Annotated in this window: 24 protein-coding genes and 1 pseudogene; 11 read left to right on the forward strand and 14 right to left on the reverse strand. The window is 60.5% G+C overall.

Features of this window, described 5'->3' with window-relative positions:
• The first annotated feature begins 156 nt into the window (after nt 1-156).
• Nucleotides 157-1,560 (forward strand): YkvI family membrane protein, encoded by a 1,404-nt coding sequence (locus tag HMPREF3171_RS08300; protein WP_070422981.1) that lies wholly within the window; start codon nt 157-159, stop codon nt 1,558-1,560.
• A 68-nt stretch (nt 1,561-1,628) separates the two neighbouring features.
• On the opposite strand, the gene HMPREF3171_RS08305 is transcribed toward HMPREF3171_RS08300, so the two are convergent.
• The 3 genes from HMPREF3171_RS08305 to gatB all read right to left on the reverse strand — a co-directional run bounded on the left by HMPREF3171_RS08305 (nt 1,629) and on the right by gatB (nt 3,917).
• Nucleotides 1,629-2,048 (reverse strand): type II toxin-antitoxin system VapC family toxin, encoded by a 420-nt coding sequence (locus tag HMPREF3171_RS08305; RefSeq protein ID WP_070422982.1) that lies wholly within the window; start codon nt 2,046-2,048, stop codon nt 1,629-1,631.
• Nucleotides 2,045-2,287 carry a type II toxin-antitoxin system Phd/YefM family antitoxin gene (locus HMPREF3171_RS08310; RefSeq protein ID WP_070422983.1) on the reverse strand — a complete coding sequence of 81 codons (243 nt, stop codon included), beginning with the start codon at nt 2,285-2,287 and terminating at the stop codon, nt 2,045-2,047. The genes HMPREF3171_RS08305 and HMPREF3171_RS08310 overlap by 4 nt, the downstream gene beginning before the upstream one ends.
• Nucleotides 2,288-2,414: 127 nt before the next feature.
• Nucleotides 2,415-3,917, reverse strand: coding sequence for an Asp-tRNA(Asn)/Glu-tRNA(Gln) amidotransferase subunit GatB (gene gatB, locus HMPREF3171_RS08315; protein WP_070484358.1), 1,503 nt, complete (start codon nt 3,915-3,917; stop codon nt 2,415-2,417).
• Between the two features lie 101 nt (nt 3,918-4,018).
• Between gatB and HMPREF3171_RS08320 the strand changes: the two genes are divergently transcribed.
• A complete protein-coding gene (locus HMPREF3171_RS08320) occupies nt 4,019-4,972 on the forward strand; it encodes a GNAT family N-acetyltransferase (protein WP_070484265.1) in 954 nt (317 codons plus the stop codon).
• A gap of 9 nt (nt 4,973-4,981) precedes the next feature.
• Here the strand turns inward: HMPREF3171_RS08320 and HMPREF3171_RS08325 are convergent, their stop codons facing one another.
• Together HMPREF3171_RS08325 and HMPREF3171_RS08330 are read right to left on the reverse strand one after the other, a co-directional pair.
• A complete protein-coding gene (locus tag HMPREF3171_RS08325) occupies nt 4,982-5,986 on the reverse strand; it encodes a bile acid:sodium symporter family protein (protein WP_070484268.1) in 1,005 nt (334 codons plus the stop codon).
• Nucleotides 5,987-6,061: 75 nt separating this feature from the next.
• Nucleotides 6,062-6,313: a hypothetical protein gene (locus HMPREF3171_RS08330; protein ID WP_141740860.1), complete on the reverse strand. Its 252-nt coding sequence runs from the start codon at nt 6,311-6,313 to the stop codon at nt 6,062-6,064.
• A gap of 58 nt (nt 6,314-6,371) precedes the next feature.
• Between HMPREF3171_RS08330 and nadA the strand changes: the two genes are divergently transcribed.
• Nucleotides 6,372-7,412, forward strand: a complete 1,041-nt coding sequence (gene nadA, locus HMPREF3171_RS08335; RefSeq protein WP_371325707.1) for a quinolinate synthase NadA — start codon at nt 6,372-6,374, stop codon at nt 7,410-7,412.
• Nucleotides 7,413-7,418: 6 nt separating this feature from the next.
• Nucleotides 7,419-8,294, forward strand: coding sequence for a carboxylating nicotinate-nucleotide diphosphorylase (nadC, locus tag HMPREF3171_RS08340; protein WP_070422988.1), 876 nt, complete (start codon nt 7,419-7,421; stop codon nt 8,292-8,294).
• 10 nt (nt 8,295-8,304) lie between these two features.
• On the opposite strand, the gene HMPREF3171_RS08345 is transcribed toward nadC, so the two are convergent.
• The 6 genes from HMPREF3171_RS08345 to gatC all read right to left on the reverse strand — a co-directional run bounded on the left by HMPREF3171_RS08345 (nt 8,305) and on the right by gatC (nt 13,684).
• Nucleotides 8,305-8,862, reverse strand: a complete 558-nt coding sequence (locus HMPREF3171_RS08345; protein WP_246815355.1) for a GNAT family N-acetyltransferase — start codon at nt 8,860-8,862, stop codon at nt 8,305-8,307.
• Between the two features lie 149 nt (nt 8,863-9,011).
• On the reverse strand, nt 9,012-9,530 hold the full coding sequence (locus tag HMPREF3171_RS08350; RefSeq protein WP_070484271.1) for a mismatch-specific DNA-glycosylase: 519 nt from the start codon (nt 9,528-9,530) through the stop codon (nt 9,012-9,014).
• 18 nt (nt 9,531-9,548) lie between these two features.
• Nucleotides 9,549-10,580 (reverse strand): ATP-dependent 6-phosphofructokinase, encoded by a 1,032-nt coding sequence (locus HMPREF3171_RS08355; protein WP_070484362.1) that lies wholly within the window; start codon nt 10,578-10,580, stop codon nt 9,549-9,551.
• A 10-nt stretch (nt 10,581-10,590) separates the two neighbouring features.
• Nucleotides 10,591-11,877, reverse strand: coding sequence for an MFS transporter (locus HMPREF3171_RS08360; protein ID WP_246815356.1), 1,287 nt, complete (start codon nt 11,875-11,877; stop codon nt 10,591-10,593).
• 22 nt (nt 11,878-11,899) lie between these two features.
• Nucleotides 11,900-13,381, reverse strand: a complete 1,482-nt coding sequence (gatA, locus tag HMPREF3171_RS08365; protein WP_070484277.1) for an Asp-tRNA(Asn)/Glu-tRNA(Gln) amidotransferase subunit GatA — start codon at nt 13,379-13,381, stop codon at nt 11,900-11,902.
• Between the two features lie 3 nt (nt 13,382-13,384).
• Nucleotides 13,385-13,684 (reverse strand): Asp-tRNA(Asn)/Glu-tRNA(Gln) amidotransferase subunit GatC, encoded by a 300-nt coding sequence (gatC, locus tag HMPREF3171_RS08370; RefSeq protein WP_070422994.1) that lies wholly within the window; start codon nt 13,682-13,684, stop codon nt 13,385-13,387.
• A gap of 101 nt (nt 13,685-13,785) precedes the next feature.
• Here gatC and HMPREF3171_RS08375 point away from each other — a divergent pair, with 101 nt between their 5' ends.
• The gene (locus tag HMPREF3171_RS08375; RefSeq protein WP_070452292.1) at nt 13,786-14,451 is read left to right on the forward strand and encodes an ACT domain-containing protein; all 666 of its coding nucleotides are present in this window, start codon (nt 13,786-13,788) and stop codon (nt 14,449-14,451) included.
• Nucleotides 14,452-14,507: 56 nt separating this feature from the next.
• Here HMPREF3171_RS08375 and ligA read toward each other — a convergent pair whose 3' ends face one another.
• A complete protein-coding gene (gene ligA, locus HMPREF3171_RS08380; protein WP_070484280.1) occupies nt 14,508-16,535 on the reverse strand; it encodes an NAD-dependent DNA ligase LigA in 2,028 nt (675 codons plus the stop codon).
• A 127-nt stretch (nt 16,536-16,662) separates the two neighbouring features.
• Here ligA and HMPREF3171_RS12110 point away from each other — a divergent pair, with 127 nt between their 5' ends.
• The 3 genes from HMPREF3171_RS12110 to HMPREF3171_RS08390 are packed head-to-tail and all read left to right on the forward strand — an operon-like array spanning nt 16,663 to nt 18,158.
• Nucleotides 16,663-16,827, forward strand: coding sequence for a hypothetical protein (locus HMPREF3171_RS12110; RefSeq protein ID WP_167594517.1), 165 nt, complete (start codon nt 16,663-16,665; stop codon nt 16,825-16,827).
• A gap of 38 nt (nt 16,828-16,865) precedes the next feature.
• Entirely contained in the window at nt 16,866-17,438 is a 573-nt protein-coding gene (locus HMPREF3171_RS08385) for a Fic family protein (RefSeq protein ID WP_210385604.1), read from the forward strand.
• 45 nt (nt 17,439-17,483) lie between these two features.
• Nucleotides 17,484-18,158 (forward strand): 3'-5' exonuclease, encoded by a 675-nt coding sequence (locus tag HMPREF3171_RS08390; protein WP_070484365.1) that lies wholly within the window; start codon nt 17,484-17,486, stop codon nt 18,156-18,158.
• 7 nt (nt 18,159-18,165) lie between these two features.
• On the opposite strand, the gene HMPREF3171_RS12115 is transcribed toward HMPREF3171_RS08390, so the two are convergent.
• A complete protein-coding gene (locus HMPREF3171_RS12115) occupies nt 18,166-18,660 on the reverse strand; it encodes a hypothetical protein (RefSeq protein ID WP_168161891.1) in 495 nt (164 codons plus the stop codon).
• 1 nt (nt 18,661) lies between these two features.
• On the opposite strand from HMPREF3171_RS12115, the gene HMPREF3171_RS08400 reads away from it, so the two are divergent.
• Nucleotides 18,662-19,735 carry a sensor histidine kinase gene (locus tag HMPREF3171_RS08400; RefSeq protein ID WP_168161892.1) on the forward strand — a complete coding sequence of 358 codons (1,074 nt, stop codon included), beginning with the start codon at nt 18,662-18,664 and terminating at the stop codon, nt 19,733-19,735.
• A gap of 181 nt (nt 19,736-19,916) precedes the next feature.
• Nucleotides 19,917-20,540 carry a response regulator gene (locus HMPREF3171_RS08405; protein ID WP_070452378.1) on the forward strand — a complete coding sequence of 208 codons (624 nt, stop codon included), beginning with the start codon at nt 19,917-19,919 and terminating at the stop codon, nt 20,538-20,540.
• Nucleotides 20,541-20,847: 307 nt separating this feature from the next.
• Here the strand turns inward: HMPREF3171_RS08405 and HMPREF3171_RS08410 are convergent, their stop codons facing one another.
• Nucleotides 20,848-21,426 (reverse strand): hypothetical protein, encoded by a 579-nt coding sequence (locus HMPREF3171_RS08410; RefSeq protein ID WP_070452271.1) that lies wholly within the window; start codon nt 21,424-21,426, stop codon nt 20,848-20,850.
• Between the two features lie 175 nt (nt 21,427-21,601).
• Here HMPREF3171_RS08410 and HMPREF3171_RS12360 point away from each other — a divergent pair.
• Nucleotides 21,602-22,203: pseudogene (locus tag HMPREF3171_RS12360) on the forward strand (IS1249 family transposase); the annotation flags it as partial.

Here is a 22,203-nt window from a genome sequence, read left to right on the forward strand (position 1 = left end):
CCTACAACTTAGGCGAAAACTTCGCTGTGATTTGTCAACTCGCCGGGGTGCGCTGCACCGATGTCAACAAACCTAGTTAGCCAAGCCCGTGTAATGGTGTTACCCTGCTACGCGCTCTAAATCTTTTACGCAAATTTATATAAGGATTGTTTATCGATGAGTAAAACGCTCAAAGTCGCCCTCGCGCTCGTGGGCCTGACTGTCGGCGCTGGTTTTGCCTCCGGGCAGGAAGTCATCCAATACTTCCTTGCCTTTGGCTACAAGGGCATCATCGGCGCCGCCATCGCAGGTGCCGCGATCGCAATTTTCAGTGGTTGGGTCTACCAGCTCGGTTCCTACTACATGGCCGATGACCACAGTGCCGTGTTCAAGAGTGTCTCGCGTCCGTGGATTGCTAAATACATGGACATCACCACCGTGTTCACGCTGTTCTGCATCGGCTTCGTCATGGTCGCCGGTGCTGGCGCGAACCTCGAGCAACAATTCGGCCTGCCAACTTGGGCCGGATCGACCATCATGGTTGTGCTGCTGCTCCTGTCCGGTCTTCTTGACATCGACAGGCTCACGAACGTTTTCTCCTTCATCACGCCGCTGCTGATCATCTGCCTGCTCGCCGCGTTTGTGATCACACTGACGAACATCCCGTCCGACTTCGGATACATCAACGAGATTGCACAGCAGAACCAAAGCGCATCAGGCACGTTTGGTAACTGGCTGATCACCGCGTTGAACTACGCAACCCTGGTCATGATCATGGACGTTTCCATGATGCTCGTCTTTGCTGGCTCCCACATGAACCCTGCACAGGCCGGTAAGGGTGGCCTGCTGGGCGGCATTATGTTCGCTGTTTTGCTGCTGATCCTCACGTTCATTCTGTTCTGCAACATGGCAGACGTGATGGACGCAGACATGCCGCTGCTGATGGTCTTCGACAACATGCACCCGGCAGTGGGCGTGTTCGTCTCCATTGTCATCTACCTGATGATTTACAACACCGCCGTCGGCATGTTCTACGCCAGCGGTCGTCGCCTCAGCCACGACAAGCCGGGCAAGTTCCGCCCGTACTACTTCGCGGCGGTTCTCGTCGGCTACGCCCTGTCCTTCATTGGCTTCGCTGACCTGCTTGGTTGGGTTTACCCGGTTCTGGGCTACCTCGGTCTTGCCCTTGGCATTGCTATGGGTGTGGCTTGGTTCCGCGACCGCAAGAACATCCAGGAGGAGACGGGACGCCGCGAGCGGCTTGCAGAGCTTGCCGAGACCGCGCTCGATCCGGAAGGCGAGCCGCTGACCCGCGCCGAGCGCAACGAAGTCGACGAGCTCACCGGCGATTCCCACATGGGCGGCCAAGACCTGTGGCAGTCCGTCCAGGAAGAGGTTGCTGCGGATCTGCACGCGGACTCTTCCAGCGAATTCGATATCGCGGACGTGCCTGCGCTCGATCCGGAGTCTGAGTCCTACGAGGGCGCACCCGATACCCCGGGCGACGAAATCCACTGGAAGTCCTACGAGGAGATGTACAAGACTGGCGAGTTCCCGGCCGTCAAGCCTCAAAACAAGTAGCACTGCTTGACGACGACTCCCCCGCCCCGGCCATCCACCACACTGGCCGGGGCTTTCGCGTTTCGCGGTTACATCTCCCAGGGATTAACTAGCTCAACGCCCATCGACTCAAAGCCAGGGGTATTCCGTGTCGCAACGATAAGGCTATGTACTTGAGCGGTAGCAGCGATAAAAGAATCCGCAGTCGCTTTCGGGTCCGGGACGTGCATCGCAGCCGCCACAGAGGCTACGTCCTCATCAAAAGGAAGAATGCGCCCTTTGAATTGAACTTTAACTTGACCATTGAACCAGTCGCGCAACCTTTCAGCCTGCACTGGATCCGTACGTTGCTTGAGCAGAATTCCTCTTTCGATCTCAAAAACTGAGATGGAAGAGATGTATACGTTTCCCTCTGCCAGGTTGTCGGCCCAACTCGCCACTCGAGGATTCACTCGGCCGGGCGGCTTCCGCAGCTCACTAATAACGTTGGTATCGAATAAATACCTCACAGGTCGAGACTCCGCACTTTAAATTCAGCTCGTGGAGGGTCGAATTCTATATCTTCATCCTTCATTTGAACTGCTTTTACCCACCCAGTTTCTGACGATGAGAGCCGACGATAGTCGTCGATCGACAGCAGAACGTGTGACGGCTCCCCACGATCAGTAATGATCACAGGGTGATCGAGCGCGGCGCGCTTCGCGGCACTGACATCCCGATTGAATTCTCTGGCGGAAATAGCGGTCATAACACACCTCCCTGCAGGTACGTACCTACAGGATATGCATTGTTACCATTACCTACAACCCACCAAAGAAGAACCAGCCGGCCCCGTACATCAGTCGGGGCCGGCTGGATGGTGCTTCGCTGAGGTTTTACTCCGCGAGCTTCTTCGCGATCAACTGGTTGACCTGGCCCGGGTCTGCCTTACCCTGGGTGGCCTTCATTACGGCGCCGACGATTGCGCCGGTGACCTTCTTGTTGCCTGCGCGGTACTTCTCCACGATGTCTGGGTTGGCGGCAAGTGCGTCGTCGACAGCCTTCTCGATGGCGCCGTCGTCACGCACAACCTCGAGCCCACGCTTTGCGACGACCTCATCAACGTTGCCGTCACCCTCAATCACACCGTCAATCGCCTGGCGTCCAAGCTTGGTGGTCAGCTTGCCCTCCTTGACCAACGCAACCACGCGTGCGACATCGTTCGGGGTAACACCGAGCGCGTCCAAATCCTTGCCTGCCTCGTTAGCCTTACCGGCGATGTAGGACACCCACCAGGAACGTGCTTCGTCCGGGGTCGTGCCAGCTTCCACTGTGTCCACGATGAGATCCAACGCACCAGCGTTGACCAGGTCGCGGAATTCCTTCTCCGGAAGCTGCCACTCCTCCTGGATGCGAGCACGGCGCACCCACGGCAACTCTGGCAGGGTTGCGCGAATTTCCTCAACCCACTCCGGCTTTGCAATCACCGGCGGCAGGTCAGGGTCGTTGAAGTAACGGTAATCGGAGGCTTCTTCCTTCGGGCGGCCCTTCGAGGTGGAGCCGTCCTTTTCCTGGTAGTGGCGGGTTTCCTGGACGATCTCCTCACCGTTTTCCAGTGCTGCAGCCTGGCGCTGCATCTCAAAGCGCACGGCCTGCTCCACCGACTTTAGGGAGTTGATGTTCTTGGTCTCGGTGCGGGTGCCGAACTCCTCCTGGCCGACTGGGCGCAGGGACACGTTGGCGTCGCAACGCATGCTGCCCTGGTCCATGCGAGCATCGGAGACGCCGAGCGCCTTCACCAGCTCACGCAGTGCGCCGACGTACGCCTTCGCCACCTCCGGGGCACGCTCGCCGGCGCCGATAATCGGCTTGGTCACGATCTCGATCAGCGGCACGCCTGCACGGTTGCAGTCCACGAGCGAAGCGGTAGCACCGGTAATACGACCGGAAGCGGAGCCCAAGTGGGTGAGCTTGCCGGTGTCTTCCTCCATGTGCGCGCGTTCGATCTCCACACGCCACTCGGTGCCGTCCTCGAGCACGACGTCCAGGTAGCCGTCGTACGCAATCGGCTCGTCGTACTGGGAGATCTGGTAGTTCTTCGGCTGATCCGGGTAGAAGTAGTTCTTGCGCGCGAAGCGGGAAGACTCCGCAATCTTGCAGTTCAGCGCCAGGCCGATCTTGATTGCCCACTCCACACCCTTGGCGTTGACCACCGGCAGTGCGCCCGGCAGGCCGAGCGAAACCGGGTCAACGTTGGAGTTCGGCTCCGCACCGAAGTGGGCAGAGGCCGTGGAGAACATCTTCGTCTCAGTAGCGAGCTCGACGTGCACCTCAAGCCCCATAACCGGGTCGTACTTTTCCAGTACCTCGTCGTAATCCATCAGATCGTAGGCAGTCATGCCGGCCATTCTACTGCCCTACCCGATTCGCTCGCGCTCCAGCTCGCCGTGGCGAAATTTACCTAAGATAAAAACTTCCCTCAGACGGAAAGGCACTAACGATGACGAACGCATTGCTTGCCCAAATGGCGAGTGCTTATGCGGCCTGGATGCCCAGCCAGCTGCGCGACTGGTACTCGCAAGACGAACGCCTCCGCCTCGCGACGGAGGAGATGCGCCCGCAAGCAGAGCATGTGGCTAACGACGAGTTCGGCGCCGGATTCCGCGATCACCTCAACAGCATCGGCGGGCCGACCGTAGAGGACCCGCTTGCGTGGGCGAACCGACGCGTCGAGTTTGCCGACGGGCACTGGTGCGTCGCCGGCATCCGCTTTTTGGGGCTGGATCCCAAGAAGCCGTTTGTGCATGTCGTCGCTACGTCCGTATCACCGCAGTACGACGGGTTAGCACCGTATGCAGCACAGTTGCACCGCGAGTTCGCTGATTTTGCGCCGGTTGCAATCCGGTTCGAATTGCCCAACCCGCCGGAGAGCGCCGATGTGGATCAGTGGATCGTTGCTGGCCTCGTCTCCGAACTGCGCGCTGCACCACGCCGTCCGCAGAGCCACCTGGTGCGTCTCGTTCCAGCAGCCCCCGAGGAGATGACGGGTTACGCAGATGAGGTGCTGGGCAACGTCGTGAAGCAAACGCCCGACGTGGCGACCTGGACCGAAGCAGCGACACTGCCGCAGTTGCAAAGTTGCGCAGAAACAGGCGCACTGTACGCAGTGGAAGTTGGAGGCCAACGCGCCGGCGTTATCGCCGCAGCGCGCGACGACGCCAACGGGATGCGCGGGTTTCAGGTCTACGAGAATCTTCTCGACGACCACGCGCGCGGCCGCGGCCTCGCCCCCGCCGCCATGCAGCACCTGTGCGACGTTCTTCCCGCGCACCCCGGCGATACGTTGTGGGGAACGATTCATGCGGGCAATGGGCCGTCGCTAGGCAATGCGCTCGCTGTCGGGCGTAAAAAGATCGCCGCGTTCGTGTGGGTGGCACGTCGCGGCGACTTGTAGTGGATGGCCCTAGACCACCATGGGTTCTGCGGCAGGCGCTGCTGGGTTCTCGGCACGCTTCGCGCGGTCATCGCGAAGACGCATGACCATAGCGAAGATCCCGCCCGACAGGGTGTGCCAGACCGAGAAGATGACACCCGGCAGCGCGGCAAGCGGGGTCATGTACTGCACCGCGAGCGTGGCGGCGAGGCCAGAATTTTGCATGCCGACTTCCACCGCGATGGTGCGCGATGCAGATTCTGTTTGCTTGGTCCCCTTGCCGGTGAAGTAGCCAAGCGCGTAGCCGAGCAGGTTGTGGATCATCACAGCTACCAAGACAAGCAGACCCGCTTCGACGATCTTGTCGCGGGACCCAGAGACGATGATCGCGACGATCGCCCCAATGGCGACGACAGAAATCCACGGAAGCGCCGGCAAGATCGCTTGGGCGATCTTCGGTAGGAAGAACGTAATCGCGAGGCCGAGCAGGACCGGAAGCAGCACCATCTTGACCGTGGAGATCGCCATCGAACCAGCACTTACTGGCAGGTACTGCCCCGCCAACCACAGGGTGAGCAGTGGCGTGAAGATCGGCGCGAGCAGCGTGGACACCGTGGTCATCGCCACCGACAGCGCCACATCACCGCGTGACAAGTAGGTCACCACGTTGGAGGTCGTGCCGCCCGGGGCGCAGCCGACGAGGATGACACCAGCTGCGATTTCCGGTGGCAGATTCAGCATCCACGTAATGAGCACCGCCAGTACCGGCATGATGACAAACTGCGCGATCACGCCAATGAGGACAGGCATTGGACGCTTGGCGATGATTGCAAAGTCAGCGACCTTCAACGTCAGCCCCATACCGAACATGACCACACCCAGAAGCCAGGTTGTCCACCCGGTAATCGGTGCGACGACAGACGGGGTGAAGTACCCGATGCAACCGCCGACAACGACGAGGATCGGGAAGACAACAGAGGCGATCAGGGCCGAACGATCTTCGGCGGTGGTCGCCCCACTACTCGATTGACTCATGGCGTGAGATCCTACTCTCACACTATGGACACTCGGGGAGGTTTTGGAGAATACGTTAGGAAACCCCAGCGTGGCTTAGGTAAACATCGCCTTTGCGGTGGCGTAGCCCAACGCGTAACCAAGGGCGTTGTGGAGCTCGACCACGAGCAGGACGACGAGGCCGGCCTGGGCGAGTTTGTCGCGGCTACCGGCCACGACAATGGGGACGATGATTGCGATCGCGATGACCGAGCCCCACGGCAGCACCAGCACAACCGCCGCCACAAGACGCGGTGCGACGAGACGGACGAGGAGGCCGAGGCCGACCGGCAGAATGACCATTTTCACGATCGATCACGCCATTGGGCCTGCACTGACATCCATGTGCTCACCGGCCAGCCAGCGTGTGAGTAGCGCGGTGAAAATCCGGGCGAGCAGCGTGGAAAACCGATGTCATCGTCACCGACAGAGCGCCCCGGACTACATTGGGCGTATGTGGATCGATGAAGTACGCAAACTTAAGCGCGAACGAAACGCCGTCATTCTGGCGCATAATTATCAGATCCCGGAGATCCAGGACATCGCCGACTTCACCGGCGATTCACTCGCGCTATCTCGTATCGCCGCCGACACCGACGCAGACGTGATCGTGTTCTGCGGTGTGCACTTTATGGCGGAAAGCGCCAAGATCCTCAGCCCCGACAAAACGGTGCTCATCCCGGACCAAGATGCCGGATGCTCGCTGGCGGACTCCATCACCGCTACGCAACTTCAGCAATGGAAGGACGAACATCCTGGTGCGGTCGTCGTCAGTTATGTGAATACCACCGCCGATGTCAAGGCCTTTACGGACGTCTGCTGCACCTCCTCGAACGCCGTTGAAGTGGTGGAATCCATCGATCCGGACCGTGAGATCCTCTTTTGCCCCGACCAGTTCCTCGGCGCCCACGTGAAGCGCCTGACCGGCCGCGAGAACATCCGTATCTGGGCGGGCGAATGCCACGTCCACGCAGGAATCAACGGCAAGGAGCTTGCGGAGCAAGCGTCGGCGCACCCCGATGCGCCGCTGTATATCCACCCAGAATGCGGTTGTGCGAATTCCGCAATCTTCCTCGCTGGCGAAGGAGTGATCCAACCGGAGCGTGTGCACATGCTATCCACCGGCGGGATGCTCGACCAAGCAGACCGCGACACAGAAGGAACTGTGCTCGTAGCCACCGAAGTGGGAATGCTACACCAGTTGCGAAAGCGGGCTCCGCTGGCGGATTTCCAGCCCGTGAACCCCCAAGCTAGTTGCCGGTACATGAAGATGATCACCCCAGAAAAGCTGGTTCGCAGCCTGCGTGACCTCCGCGACGAGATAACCGTGCCCGAGGACGTCGCGGCGAAGGCGCGCCAGTCATTGGAGCGGATGATCGCGATCGGCACACCGGGAAGCGGTGAATAGACACCGATGACAACGCCTGCTCAGCCGATCTTCCCTCCACTGAATAAGGAGGCCATACAGCGACTCATCCGTCTCGGTCTCGCGGAGGACTTCGCTCATGGCCCCGACGCCACATCCGTGGCGACAATCGACATGGACGCGGTTCTTACTGCACAGGTGGTCCCCCGCCAGGACGGGACCGTCGCGGGAATCGACGTTGTGGGATGGACTATGCGCGAGATTTCCCCCGCCGTCGACGTGTCTGTGCACGCCGCCGACGGCGATCGAGTGACGGCCGGTGACTGTCTTGCTACGGTGTCCGGCCCGGCGCGCGCCATTCTGTCGGCGGAACGGACTGCATTGAATCTGCTCACCTACGCTAGCGGCATCGCGACCGCGACTTCTGCGTGGACGGAGGCTATTTCCGACACTCGGGCGCGGGTGAGGGATTCCCGGAAAACGCTTCCCGGCTACCGCGATTTGGCGAAATACGCCGTGCGTTGCGGCGGAGGTGTCAACCACCGCATGAGTCTGGGTGACGCGGCACTGATCAAGGACAACCACGTCGCGAGCGTCGGTAGCGCAGCCGACGCATATCGACGCACGGCCAACGCATTCCCAGGCCTCCCCCTTGAGGTCGAAGTGGATGACCTAGATCAGCTCACCGAGGTCCTGGAATTGAAGCCGACTCTGGTCATGCTGGACAATTTTGAAGTGGAAGACACGCGGGTGGCAGTCGCCCGGCGAGATGCACTGTCCCCAGCGACGATGCTCGAATCCTCGGGTGGCTTGACGCTTGATCGCGCCCGCGCCTACGCAGACACGGGCGTTGAATTCCTCGCCGTCGGCGCGCTCACGCATTCGGTCACCATCCTGGATATTGGCCTCGACGCGCTGACCTGACCTCGGCGGATCACCTGTTCAGGCGGGCCTTGAGCGAGGTCTTCACTTCCGCCCATTCAATGTCCAGGATGGAGTAGACGCATGTGTCGCGCACGAGACCGCTGGCGAGAATTTTGTGGCGGCGTAACACTCCATCGAGCTTCGCGCCGAGTCTTTCGATAGCCGCACGCGACTGGCGGTTCATGTAGTGCGTACGGATCTCTACGCGCAGGCAGCCGAGGTCCTCGAACGCGCGCTGAAGCAGGAGCAGCTTCGCCGCCGTGTTGAACTTTCCGCCCTGGGCGTTTTTGGCAATCCAGGTCGATCCGATCTCGATGTTGCGATTGGTCGGATCCGGGTGCAGGAACGTCGTCACGCCGATCGCCGATCCTTCCGGTTCGACAATCGCCCACGGCGCGCGCACCCCGCGGTGCTGATCAGCGAGATACGTCTCGATGTACTCGGGCACTCCCCCCGGTGTCGGAATGTGGTCCTGGTACCACAAACTCGACAGATCCCCGACGCAGGCGGCAAGGGCTTCCGCGTGCTGCAGGCCAAGGGGCTCGAGAGTGACCCACTCATTGCTCAAGGTGGGGTTGTCGCAGAAATTCAACGGTGCCTCCGAAAATAGTGAACGAGGGGCATGAGAGCGCCCCAGCTGTAAACCTAGGTGATCATCGCCCTGCCGGTAGCGTGTCAGCGCCCGTGAACGGCGCACGGCGATCGCACCATCGGCCGTCAAAGCGGCGCTGTCGCCTCCCAGACCTCCCGGTAGCTCTCAGCGAGCGTGGCCACGGTCTCGTGCGCGTTGAGCCCGCTGGGGTTGCCCACCACCCACACCGGCACTCCGGCGAGGGTTTCGGGTTGAAGACCGCGGGTGGCCTTTGGTCGTCGATAAGCATCGCGGTACGCCCCGATTCCAGCGAACATCACAGCTCTGGGCTGATGCTTTTCGACGACACTCCGCACCACCTCACCTCCCTCCACGAGCTCCGCCTTGGAAAGGTCCGACGCTTTCGGCGTCATGCGCCCCACCAGGTTGGTAAACCCGATGCCGCGCTCGTTGAGCATGGCCGCGCCTTCCTCCGATAACCCCTCATTGGCGTGGACACGGTATGGGGTGATGCCTGCGGCCTCCAACGCCGGCCAGAAGCGATTGCCCGGGTAGGCAAACGGCGCGTCCACCTCCTCGGTGAGGCGGCCGGGGTTGATGCCGACGATGAGCAGGCGGCAGGGGTTAGGAATGCGGTTTTTCATAGAGTGCGCGTCCGGGTGCTATGTGAACATCGCTTTCGCGGTGGCGTAGCGTCGCTCCGGGACCGTTTTGAGTTGCGCTACCGCATCCTCCAGCGCGACAAGTTCAATGTCTTCGCCGTGCAAGGCCACACAGCTGCCAAAGTTGCCGTCGTGAGCTGCGCGGGTGGCGTGCACACCGTATCGGGTGGCCAACACGCGGTCGTAGGCGGTCGGCGTGCCGCCGCGTTGGATGTGGCCAAGCACTGTGGTGCGTACGTCGTAGCCGAGGCGCTTCTTCACCTCGTCGCCAATGATCTGGCCCATGCCATTGAAGGTTTTGTGGCCAAACTCGTCTTCCTCGCCAAGCCCGGCGTCCATCGTGCCCTCCTTGGGCACCGCGCCTTCGGCGACGACGATGATGCCGTACTTCTCCCCCATCTGGAAGCGGCGTTCCATGGCTTTGCAGATCTCCGCAATATCGAACGGCTCCTCGGGGATCACGGTGTAGTGTGCACCACCCGCCATGCCAGCATGCAGGGCGATCCAGCCGACGTGGCGGCCCATGACCTCCACGATCAGGATGCGGTTGTGGGATTCGGCTGTGGTGTGCAGGCGGTCGATCGCGTCGGTGGCCACGGAGACTGCGGTGTCGAACCCGAAGGTGTAGTCCGTGGCAGCCACGTCGTTGTCAATGGTCTTGGGCACGCCCACGACCGGGATGCCGTTGTCGGAGAGCCACTTCGCGCCCTTGAGTGTGCCCTCGCCGCCAATGGCAATGAGCGCATCGATGCCGGCGTCGTCCAAGTTCGCCTTAATCGTGTCGATGCCAGCCTTGAACTTGTCCGGGTGCAGTCGCCCGGTGCCTAGGATCGTGCCGCCGCGCAGAAGCAGGGAGTCCATGTAGGCGTCGTCGTAAAGATCGACCCTGCGGTCCTCCATCAAACCGACCCAACCGTCGCGGTAACCGACGACGGTGGAGCCGTATTCGGTGTTCGCGGTGCGGACCACACCGCGGATAACGGCGTTTAGTCCGGGGCAATCTCCTCCAGAGGTCAACGTGGCAAGTCGCATGCACGCCAGCCTAGCGCGCTGCGCCTGCCACTGCCCGCGGCGCAATGCGTATCGACGACACCACACCCACCACCATTGCCACAACCGGCAACATCAGCGCCTTCGACGCCGTCACATCGATCTCCCCGGAGGCGAGCACTGCCCCCACAAGTGCCACGCCGAGCACGCTGCCTACCTGGCGTGCGGTGTTGTACAACCCGGACGCTGCACCGGTCTGTCCCTCGGTGATGCCGCGCATGGTGACAGCAGCATTCGGTGCCCACACGAACGCGCCGCCAATACCCAGCAGCGCCGTGACTGCGGTGAACCACCACAGGCTAGCGCCGGCGTTGATGAGCGCGATCGCCAGCACCAGCGCCACAGCGCTGAGCGTGAACCCGATCGCGCAGAGTTTGCCGGGGTTGCGCCGATCCGTCAGGTAGCCGGCCACCGGCGTGAGCACCAGCGCGAGCACCGACATCGGTGCTGTGATCAGGCCCGCCGCCGAGGGCGAGGCCCCTGCGACCGTCTGCAGCCAGTACATCAGCGGGATAAACATCGAGGCGACAGTGAACCCCATGGAGGCCACGCCGAGCGTGCCCAGTGAAAAGGCGCGGTCCGAAAGGAGCTCGATTGGTAGGAACCCGTCATCGGTGCCGTTGCGTGCCGAGAGCACAAGCACGCCCAGCAGCAGCACACCGAACAGGATCGAGGGCCAATAGCCGAACTGGATGCCGTAGACCAACAGCCCAAGCCCGCCGAAGGACAGCACGATCGGTAATAAGGTGACCCGCTCCCCTGTCGTCGTTAATCGCGGCAGCGCAATGACACCGGCGACCAGCGCAACCGCCCCGAGCCCCGCCTGGGCGTAAAACGCCGCACGCCATCCCTGGGATTGCGCAATCGCACCCCCAACCACCGGCCCGATGAGTGAGGCCACCGAGCCGATCACGCCCCATACGGCGAACGCGCGGCCTTGCTTGTCGTCGGCAAACACGCGTGGGATCAGCCCGAAGGCCTGCGGTAAGAACACCGCGGCGCCGAAGCCCTGGAGCGCACGCGCGACGATCAGGGAACCGAACGACCACGACGCGCCCGCTAGTGCCAGCGCCGCAACATAGACGGTCAGGCCGGCGAGGAACATGCGTCGCTGCCCGAAGGCGTCGCCAAGCCGTCCAGTGGCCGGCATGGGCGCGACCGTGCACAGCAAGTACACACTGGTCAGCCACACCGCGCTGCCTACCTCGTACGGCAGAAGCGGGGTGATCACGGGCATAAAGCCCTGATCAATCAGGACAAGAAAATACCCCGCAGCCAAGGCTGCGAGGGTATTCCAGGGATTAACGGCCGGCTTCAAATGCGGCACCCACGCGGTAGAGGCGTGCGTCCTCGAACGCCGGGGCGATCAACTGCAGACCAACCGGAAGGTCGGTATCGGAGGCGTTGCCCGCCGGAACCGACATGCCCGGCAAACCAGCCAGGTTCAGCGGCAGCGTGAACAGGTCGAAGTTGTACATGGACAACGGGTCATCGACCTTTTCACCCAACTTGAAGGCGGTCGACGGCACAGACGGTGCGGCGATCACGTCGCAGCCCTCGAAGGCCTTGGCAAAGTCCTGGGCGATCAGGGTGCGCACACGCTGCGCCTGCAGGTAGTAGGCGTCGTAGTAGCCCACCGACAGCGCGTAGGTGCCGAGGATGATGCGGCGCTTGACCTCGCCGCCGAAGCCTTCGCCACGGGTGGCTGCCATGACTGCTTCAGCGGAGCGGGAGCCGTCGTCGCCGACGCGCAGGCCGTAACGCATGCCGTCGAAACGTGCGAGGTTCGAGCTCACCTCGGACATCTGGATGATGTAATACGCACCCATGACGTCGTCGAAGCTCGGGCAGTCGACCTCGACAATCTCAGCCCCCTGGCGCTCGAGCTGAGCGTAGGCGGCGTCGATGGCCTCCTTGACACCTTCCTGGGTGCCGGGGCGCTCGAACTGCTTCACGCGGCCAATCTTGACGCCCTTGAGGTCGCCGGACGCACCCTCACGAGCAGCGTCGGCACACGCCGGAACCTCGCGGTCCACAGAGGTGGCGTCGAACTCGTCGTGGCCAGCGATGATCTCGTGCAGCAGCGCAGTATCAAGCACATTGTTCGCGCACGGGCCGACCTGGTCAAGCGAGGACGCACAGGCGATCACGCCGTAGCGCGACACGCCACCGTAGGTCGGCTTCACGCCAACGGTGCCGGTCAGCGATGCCGGCTGGCGGATCGAGCCGCCCGTATCGGTACCGATGCCCAGCGGCGCCTCACCAGACGCAAGCGCCGCAGCGGTACCGCCACCGGAACCACCCGGGACGCGCTCCAGATCGTGCGGGTTCTTCGTCTGCTTGTACGCGGAGTTCTCCGTGGAAGAGCCCATGGCGAACTCATCCAGGTTGGTCTTGCCCAGAATCGGGATGCCAGCGGCGCGCAGCTTCGCCACCACGGTGGCGTCGTACGGACTCATGTAGCCCTCAAGCATCTTCGACGCAGCCGTCGTCGGCGCATCCGTGGTCACCAGCAAGTCCTTCAGTGCCAGCGGCACACCAGCGAGCGCAGACGCCGGCTCCTCGCCGTTCTTCACCTGCTCGTCGACCTTGTCGGCTGCAGCCAGAGCCTCTTCGGCGCCGACGTGCAGGAAGGCTCCCAGCTCGTCGTCAATCTCCGCGATACGGTCCAAAAATGCCTGAGTAACTTCGCGCGAGGTGACCTCGCCAGCCTGAATCATCGCCGCAAGTTCGTGCGCTGGCTTTGCGACGAGCCCCTCTGCCGGAATCGTGTACTGCGTCATCGTTTAGTCTCCCTCTCCGAGAATCTGCGGCACCATAAAGCGGTCGTCCTCCACAGCCGGTGCCTGATCCAGCGCCTGCTCCTGCGTCAGCACCTTCTTTTCCACATCGGCGCGCATACCGGCGTCGATGGAGTGCGGGTGGCTCATCGGGGTCACGCCCTCGGTGTCCACGCTTTGCACCTTCGACACTGCTTCCACAATCGTGTCCAGCTGCTGGGCAATCGTGTCCAGCTCCTCGTCTTTCAGCGCAATTCGCGCCAGGCGTGCGATGCGCGACACCTCGTCGCGTGAAATCTCAGCCACAGTCCCATCCCTTCGGCATAACGTGGGTTGCGATTAACGCGCCTTATCTTACGTCACGTCGTGCCACCGCCTCTCCACCCCCAGTTGCTATAAATAAGGCCATGTCGTACCTCATCCGCGTTTCACTCCCCGATGTGCCGGGCAGCCTCGGCCAGCTCGCTGAGGCGTTCGGCATCGTGGAGGCCGACATCAACTCCGTGGACATCGTCGAGTCCTCACTCGACGGCACCGTGACCGACGACATCGTGGTCACCCTGCCCACCGGAGTCATGGTGGACACCCTGATCACCGCCGTCGCATCCGTCGACGGCGCCGAAGTGGACTCGATCCGCCCCTTCACCGGGCGCGTCGACCGCCGCGGACAGATCCAGATGCTCGCCCAGATCGCGGCACATTCCGGCAAACAGGCCGACACGCTCGAAGAGTTGGTCAACGTCATGCCGAAGGCCGTCACCTCCTCCTGGGCGGTGGTGCTGAGCAACACCGACGCCGGTTTGGAGCGCGTCGCTGCCTCCTCCGCCGCGCCCGAGGATGACGGTTCCACCCCGCAGATGCCCGCAATCGAGGGCGCGCGCATCTTGCAGCCCGATTTCGACGAATGGGTGCCAGAGTCTTGGTTCCAGTTGGACACCGCCCTGACCGTGGCACCCCTGCACGGCACCGACCTCGTGCTCGTCGTCGGCCGTGTGGGCGGGCCCGACTTCTTGGCCTCCGAGGTGCGCGAAGTCGGCGATTTGGGCTACATCATCGGCGCGATCCTGCGCTAGCAGCCGGCAGCTATCAGCCAACAGCCAGCAGCTAGTGACACTGCCCGGCGCGCGACCTATGCGAGCGCGTCCGGGCCGCCTTCGAGCAGTTGCACAAACTGCTCCTCGGTAAGGATCGGCCGGCCCAGTTCTTCGGCTTTCGCTGCCTTGGAGCCCGCGTTTTCGCCGACGACCACATAGTCGGTTTTCTTTGACACCGAACCCGCCGCCTTGCCTCCACGCGACAGAATCGCTTCTTTGATCTCGTCACGGGTAAAGCCCTCGAGTGTGCCCGTGGCCACGATGGTCAGTCCCTCCAGGGTTTGTGGAGCGCGTTCCTCCTCGTCGGACTCCATGGTCACGCCAGCGGCCGCCCAACTCTCGACGATCGCTTGGTGCCAATCCACCGTGAACCATTCCTTGAACGACTCCGCAATCACCTCGCCTACACCGTCGGTTTCGGCGAGGTCGGCCACGGGGGCGTCGATAAGCGCCTGCATCGAGTGGAAGCGTGAGGCAAGCGCACGCGCGGCGGTCGGGCCGACGTGGCGGATCGACAACCCGGTGATCACACGCCACAGGTCCGCGTGGCGCGCCGTTTCCAGATTGGCCAGTAGCTTCTTGCCCGCGGCGTTGACTTGGCCGTCTTTTCGTGTGTACACGCTGGACTTCTTCAAATCGTCTTCGGTGAGATCGAAGAGGTGGGCTTCGTCGATAAGCACGCCCGACGCGATGAGATCCTGCGCGCCCTTCTCGCCGAGCGCCTCGATATCGAATACGCCGCGCGAGGCGATGTACTCCAGGCGGGTGGCGAGCTGTGCGGGGCACGAGCGGGTATTCGGGCAGCGCCAGTCCGCGTCGCCCTCCTTCGCGGGAGCAAGTTTCGTGCCGCACGAGGGGCAGTTCTCGGGGTAAACGAACTCGCGCTCGGTGCCGTCGCGAAGATCCGCAACCGGGCCTAGCACCTCGGGGATGATCTCGCCGGCCTTGCGCACCACCACGGTGTCGCCGATCATCACACCCTTGCGCTTAACTTCGTGCTGGTTGTGCAGCGTTGCCATCGACACCGTCGAGCCGGAGACAAACACCGGCTCCAGCACCGCGTACGGCGTCGCGCGGCCCGTGCGCCCGACAGAGACCTCAATGTCGAGCAGTTTCGTGGTCACCTCCTGCGGCGGATACTTGTACGCGATCGCCCAACGCGGCGCACGCGACGTCGCGCCAAGACCGCGCTGTTCAGCGACAGAATCGACCTTGACCACAAGCCCATCCATCTCGTGGATCGCATCGTTGCGGTGCTCACCCCAGTACTTCACGGCCTTGAGCACATCGTCCGCTGTTTCAGCCCGGCGCGTGTACTCGGAGACCGGCAGGCCCCACTCGGCGAGTTTCTCGTACGCCTCGTGCTGGGTCGCCGGGTTGAAGCCTTCGCGTGCGCCGATGCCGTGGCAGATCATGCGCAGCTTGCGCTTCTTTACGTCCTCCGGGTTCTTCTGGCGCAGGCCGCCGGCTGCCGTGTTGCGGGGGTTGGCGAACGGTTTGCCGCCTTCCTTCTGGCGCAACTCGTTGAGTTCCGGGAAGTCTTCAGGCCGGATGAATACCTCGCCGCGCACCTCGAGGAACGCGGGTGCGTCGCCGGTGAGTTTGTGCGGGATGTCCTCGATGACGCGCGCGTTGGCGGTGATGTCCTCGCCGGTGGTGCCGTCGCCACGCGTAGCTGCGCGGGTCAGTTCCCCGTTTTCGTAGATCAAATCGATGGACAGCCCGTCGATCTTCAACTCCGTCAGGTACGGCCCCGGAGTCTTATCCAGCCACTCGCGCATCTCCTCTTCGGAGAACACGTTGTCCAGGCTCATCATGCGCTCGGGGTGTGTCACGTCCGCGAACGCGGAATCGGCCGTCGGCGCGCCGACCTGCTTCGTTGGCGAATCCGGCACCGCCAACTCCGGGTGTTCCTCCTCCATCTTCTGGAGGCGGCGGAACATCTCGTCGAACTCGGCGTCGGTAATCACCGGCTGGCCGTTGTAGTACAGGTCGCGGTGCTTGCGGACCTCTGCGGCTAGTTCGTCCCATTCACGGTGCAGATCAACGGAAATTTCACTCACGAGGAGCCAGTGTAGGTGTTAAAACAATCATCCTGTCGCTTGCAGCAGGGGTCCCAAGTTCACCAGGTTGTATTCCGCAAGGCACTCGATCTGCTACTACAATGCGCTAGAAGAAGGGAGGCACACCATGACAGCAACACACGCGCAATGCTTTGAAGCATCCGGGGCATCGATCCGCGCTGCACGTGCCTCGATGGCTCTTGAGAGCCGTGCCGTTCCCGAGACCTACGAACCGTCCGAGCTTGAACAGCAAATCCTCTCACGGCTTTTCGAGGAACGCGGATGGGGTTAGACCCCGGCTACGGCGAAACCCCGCTCGACGGAGATGAGATGAGTGCGCTCGAACCGGCGCTGCTCGAACATTTTGACCGTATCCCTGACAAGCTCACAATTCATAGCCTCGAACAGCAGACCCTTGCAGTTACTCGTGCGAGGGTTCTCGAGGACATCGACAATTCGGAGCTTCATCTCGACGAGATACTGACAACATCGTTCCTTGTCGAGCTTCACCGGTGGTTATTCGACGGCATCTGGACCTGGTCGGGAGCGTTCCGTCGCACTGGGCTCAATATCGGCGTGGATCCGCAATTCATTTCCACTGAGTTACATGCTTCCTTTGGCAATCTTGGTTATCAAGCAGAGGCTTCGTTACTCACCGCCAGACAGTTGGGTATTGCTACCCACGCTGAGCTAGTTCGTATCCATCCGTTCACCGACGGTAACGGCCGAGTCACCCGTCTCATGGCTGATCTCGTATTTGCTGCGTCACAGGGTCTTCCCCATACTTATGAATACGACTGGAACCTGGATAAGAGCGTGTACATCGACCTGTTGCGCACTTATGACCTCAATCGAGATCCAACTCCGCTCTCCAGCTTTATCGGAGTCCGCAAGCTCGGTTAACGACTTTGGATCACTCGTGTCGGCGCGCTCGTTACAATGACCGGCATGGCCACATTCGATGCCTCCCGCATGCTCTCCTTCGACCTGGAGACCACCTCCGCTAACCCGCGCGAGGCTCGCGTGGTCACGTCTGCGCTAGTGCGTATCGACGACGGCGTGGTCGACGCCAACGAAACCCTCGCCGATCCCGGGATTGACATCCCCGAGGAAGCCGCCCAGGTGCACGGCATTACGACGGAGAAGGCGCGCGCGGAAGGCCGCGACCACGACGAGGTGGTGCGCGAGACCGTCGAGGCGATTAAGAAAGGCTGGGAAGACGGCCTGACACTCGTGGTGTTTAACGCCCCTTACGACCTGACGGTGCTGCGCAACCTCACCGGTGATTTCACCGTCACCGGCCCTGTGTTCGACCCGCTGGTGGTCGACCGGGCGAAGGACCGCTACCGCAAGGGCCCGCGCAACCTGACCGCGATGTGCGATCACTACGGGGTGCGCATCGACAACGCCCACGAGGCAACCGCCGACGCGTTCGCCGCCGCCCGTGTGGCGTGGATGCAGGTGCGCAAGGCCTACCCAGACCTCGCCGAGATGGAGTCTGGCGATCTTATGGAGTGGCAGGCCGTGGAGTACTTCCGCATGCAGAGCGATCGCAAGAAGTATTTTGAGGCCAACGGTCGCGACGCCTCGGGCGTGCTCACCGCCTGGCCAATGCAGGGTTAAAGTGCCACTACTGGCTTGCTAGTTCTTCGTGCATTTCGCGAGCGGCAGCGTAATTCCGCGCGCACGCAAGAAGCGTGTCTGCCGGCTCGGCGTACACATCGATCTGGGTCTGTGCCGGGTCGATCTGTAACTCGTCGAACACACGGTAGAGCTCGCGCGACTGCATGGTCAGGATCGCGATGCGAGCACCCGCATCGAGCAGTCGGGCCAGCGCGTCGCGGTTGCAGGTGCGGGGGTCGGTGGTCTGCCACGGGGTGTCGTCGATAAGCATCGGCGTGTGCAGCAGGTGCTCGCCGAAGCGTTGCAGGGTTTCTTGCGGCTCTGGGATCGCCGCGATGGTCTCGTAGTCGGTGGCGCAGTGTTGAAGAAGATCACCTCCCAGGAGGGGGAGACGTCTATTGTCGACAGTTGGACATTCAGAAACTGAGTGTTGGGGTGAACCGTGACCTTCATTCTTGACTATTCGTTTATGTTTTCCGTCGACAGAGCTATTGGTATTCAATGTGTTTGTTAATTTTTTTCGTTCTATTCGCCTATCGATAGCACTCGTGCTGTGCCTGCTTGCCCTTGTCTTGTGGGGCTTGCGTGTGCTGGTGATCGCTCCTGTCGATGTTGGTACCGGGGTTTTATTCCTCTTTTTAGTGGCTACACTGCCTCTTGCGGCATATCTTCCTACTGCTGCAGTTTTGGGATGTCTTATTTTGCTCGCGTTCGTTAACTTGTCTGGCCATTCGCCCGATCTGTTGACATTGACGGCGGTTTTGCTGGTTACGGTGGTTACTGCGCAACACAAGTACAAGACTGCTGTGGCCTTTGCTGCTATTACGACGCTACTCGGGTTTTTCTCCCCGGATCAAAAGTCGTTGAGTATGGATCCCCAGTCTGTAACCACCTTTACACTCATGATGGTCAGTGCCTTTGCTGCCGGGTGGTTTATCGCTAGGGTGCACACAAAAGAGATGCGACAGAAGTCCCAGATGCGCAAACGTCAGGTAGAGGTAGCGGGATTTCTTCATGACATGGTGGCTGCTGATTTAACCGCGCTGATAGCGAGACTTGAAGCACTAGCGATCTCCATGCCGGAGAAGGAGCAAGCTCTACAGCGGTGTGCCGCCACAGCGCGTAAATCAATGGGTGACATCCGCACGCTGGTAGATGAGCTCAATGCCCAGACGATTAATCATCCGCAGGTGACCGTACCGGCACTACCAATGACAGTGATGCAAACTGCCCGTTCACTTCAGGAGGCCGGATTTCACGTTGAGACCACCACGACTATTCGTGTGGATCCTGGCTCTGAATCTATCAAAAGGGCGCTCAGTCAATGTCTATCTGAAGCTAGTGCCAACATCATCAAATATGCCGTCCCTTATTCCACAGTTAGTATTACCGCGACTGCAAATACCGAAAAAGTGACGGTGACTCTCGCCAACATCTATAGGCTCGGCCGTCGGCGAGCTGGCTCCAGCAATTTCGGTCTAGACTCTATGCAACGAACGATTGCTATCGTAGGCGGAAGCATGACACTAGACAGCACTGATGCCCGTTGGACGATTACCTTCCAGGTCCCGGTTTGAAAGGTTCCGTAATTGATGTGAAAATGTTGGCCTCTCTAATCTTCACCGTTGGCCTTGCGGCAGGTCCCCTCCCACCAGTCGTGGCACCTTCCACTGAGGGTGAACCAGTGATCCAAACGAACCAGTTTATTAAGGACTGGCTGGGGTGCAGTAAGGGTCAAACACACCCTTGGTGCAGCAAATGAGTTTCACGATCCTGCTTGTTGATGATGATCCCGTAATCCGTGAATCATTTCCGGTTTACTTCTCTAAAGCTCCAGACCTAGAAGTTATCGCCACTGCCACAAACGGGCGCAGTGCACTGACGTGGCTCAACAATCACACCTGCGACATCGTATTGTCTGATGTACGTATGCCCGATATGGATGGGATCGAACTGCTGAAGAAGTTGAACAGTTTCGATGCCCCACCTGTCTTTGTCGTGATGACAGCATATGACACTGACGATACGATGATTACTTCTCTTGCGCGTGGGGCGTCCGGGTACGTCATCAAAGGCCAGCCACCGCAGAAAATCATTCAGGCGCTCAGGGATGCACTCAACGGAGGGACAAGTCTGTCACCTCAATGCGTGAAACGACTGGTTGCCCGATCCTCATGGGGGCGTTTCTCCGAACGGATAGAGAAAGCCTCCTTGACCGATAACGAGGAAACCGTCATGCAATTGCTGTGCCAAGGAAAAAGTAACAGGCAAATAGCGAACGCGTTGTTCTACTCGGAGCCCCACGTAAAAAGAATGGTGTCTTCCCTGCTAAAGAAGATGGACTGCAGATCCAGGGCAGAACTCATAGCGCTCTCATTCTGAACGGCCTATATAGTTGGCGGACCCACGCCGCTTAATGCTCGAGTGAGCCCACCAACCTTTTCATAGTGCGAGTGCTTTGCACCCCACCTTGATTCAATCCTGGCACTCAGCGCTAGGACCATCCCCGAGAAAAGTTATACACAATTCGACGGGCTGCCTGCCACCCGGATTTTGTCAGAGCTACACCTGCGATAAGCCCAGCGATGCCTCCAAAGAATACAGAAGGGAACCAAGGCATATCAGTGTAAAAACGAAATATGCCAAGTGCCACTAAGAATCCGCAAATCGTTACCATTGGGCGCATTTTTTACCATCCCATGTAGCTGGCAAGGGCGCCACCTGCACCGGCGATGCAGCTGATCGCAAGTCCTGGTCCAATTTTCTTTGCGAGAAACTTTACCAAGGCCCAGTAGGAAACCCTCTTCTCTAAAATTTCCAGGATTGTATCGTAACCGATTACGCTACCTGCACAACCAGCAATGCTTGCGGCAGCTGCGCTAAGAATTCCCTTATCGTCTTGGTCCGCTGCGGACCTAGTCTGAACTAGTACTGAATTCAGCTCAGCATCCATCTTCTCTGCTGAAGACAAGACTGTTTCCCGACCGTTGGAGTCAATGGCTACCGCGTCACCATCAGCGTTGAACCCGTACTCAACTGTTCCCGCAGGCAACGGGGAACCACCCGCGGACTCGATATCCTCATTGATTTGTTTGAGGTCATTTTCCGAAACAGTCTCTCGGTCTGCACCGAGAGTAGTGGGCACCTGGTGAGTCTCGACGCACTCCCGCTCCTGCATGGCAGGAGCTGCGCTGGCCGTAGCGACAGGGACTGTGACGAGAGCGGTAGAAACAGCTAGAGGGAGGATTAAAGCTTTCTTCAAAAGCATAAATAGATCCTTTCGGATTGATGAAAAGAGGGACAAGACAGCAGCTTTCAAGCTGCCCACCACTACATCTAATGGGGAAATTAAGTCTCTTCAACGTCTTTCCTCTGTCTGGAAGGATATTGATACGAAAGTATCGACTTGTAAAAACCATGGATTTAGAGGTGCCGACTCGATCCTTGCCCGCCGTGTGGGGTGCTCGCCGCGCACGCTGCAACGCCGATTCGAACCGTTCTGGCTCGTTGATGTGCCTGAACCCACCGTCGGTCACGACAAGCGGGTCTACGACCAGGTATTCCTCAACCGCACCTACACCGCCGGTGGCTGTTTGATCGTCGCGGCGACAATCGACGACGTCATCGCCTGGCACTGGTGCAAACACGAAACCACACGCGACTGCCAACGACTGCTCGAACGCATCGAAGCCCCACTCATCGCCGTCATCGACAGTGGCCAAGGAGCATACAGCGCGATCAAAAAACGCTGGCCCACCACGAAAATCCAACACGCTGCCTCGTCCACGCCCAACGCGTAGTACGCCGCTACACCACCTCACAACCTCGCACCGACGCCGGGCGCATCATCTACACACTCGCGCTGAAACTGATCCGGATCACCACCCTGGACAAAGCCGCCACATGGGGCGCGCAACTGCACGAATTCTCTACGATCTACCGGTCATGGATGGACGAGAAAACCATGGTGAAAGACCCAAAAAATAGGTGCCTGGACACGCACGCGGACCCATCACAACGTGCGCAAGGCCTACAACAGCCTCAA

Source organism: Corynebacterium sp. HMSC08F01, assembly GCF_001807545.1.
Taxonomy (GTDB): domain Bacteria; phylum Actinomycetota; class Actinomycetes; order Mycobacteriales; family Mycobacteriaceae; genus Corynebacterium; species Corynebacterium coyleae.

What these genes read in the sequence shown, in the direction of transcription:
- HMPREF3171_RS08300 (WP_070422981.1), top strand. Translation starts at nt 157, where the DNA reads ATGAGTAAAACGCTCAAAGTCGCCCTCGCGCTCGTGGGCCTGACTGTC.
- HMPREF3171_RS08310 (WP_070422983.1), bottom strand. Translation starts at nt 2,287, where the DNA reads ATGACCGCTATTTCCGCCAGAGAATTCAATCGGGATGTCAGTGCCGCG.
- gatB (WP_070484358.1), bottom strand. Translation starts at nt 3,917, where the DNA reads ATGACTGCCTACGATCTGATGGATTACGACGAGGTACTGGAAAAGTAC.
- HMPREF3171_RS08320 (WP_070484265.1), top strand. Translation starts at nt 4,019, where the DNA reads ATGACGAACGCATTGCTTGCCCAAATGGCGAGTGCTTATGCGGCCTGG.
- HMPREF3171_RS08325 (WP_070484268.1), bottom strand. Translation starts at nt 5,986, where the DNA reads ATGAGTCAATCGAGTAGTGGGGCGACCACCGCCGAAGATCGTTCGGCC.
- nadC (WP_070422988.1), top strand. Translation starts at nt 7,419, where the DNA reads ATGACAACGCCTGCTCAGCCGATCTTCCCTCCACTGAATAAGGAGGCC.
- HMPREF3171_RS08350 (WP_070484271.1), bottom strand. Translation starts at nt 9,530, where the DNA reads ATGAAAAACCGCATTCCTAACCCCTGCCGCCTGCTCATCGTCGGCATC.
- HMPREF3171_RS08355 (WP_070484362.1), bottom strand. Translation starts at nt 10,580, where the DNA reads ATGCGACTTGCCACGTTGACCTCTGGAGGAGATTGCCCCGGACTAAAC.
- gatA (WP_070484277.1), bottom strand. Translation starts at nt 13,381, where the DNA reads ATGACGCAGTACACGATTCCGGCAGAGGGGCTCGTCGCAAAGCCAGCG.
- HMPREF3171_RS08375 (WP_070452292.1), top strand. Translation starts at nt 13,786, where the DNA reads ATGTCGTACCTCATCCGCGTTTCACTCCCCGATGTGCCGGGCAGCCTC.
- HMPREF3171_RS12110 (WP_167594517.1), top strand. Translation starts at nt 16,663, where the DNA reads ATGACAGCAACACACGCGCAATGCTTTGAAGCATCCGGGGCATCGATC.
- HMPREF3171_RS08385 (WP_210385604.1), top strand. Translation starts at nt 16,866, where the DNA reads ATGAGTGCGCTCGAACCGGCGCTGCTCGAACATTTTGACCGTATCCCT.
- HMPREF3171_RS08390 (WP_070484365.1), top strand. Translation starts at nt 17,484, where the DNA reads ATGGCCACATTCGATGCCTCCCGCATGCTCTCCTTCGACCTGGAGACC.
- HMPREF3171_RS08405 (WP_070452378.1), top strand. Translation starts at nt 19,917, where the DNA reads ATGAGTTTCACGATCCTGCTTGTTGATGATGATCCCGTAATCCGTGAA.
- HMPREF3171_RS08410 (WP_070452271.1), bottom strand. Translation starts at nt 21,426, where the DNA reads ATGCTTTTGAAGAAAGCTTTAATCCTCCCTCTAGCTGTTTCTACCGCT.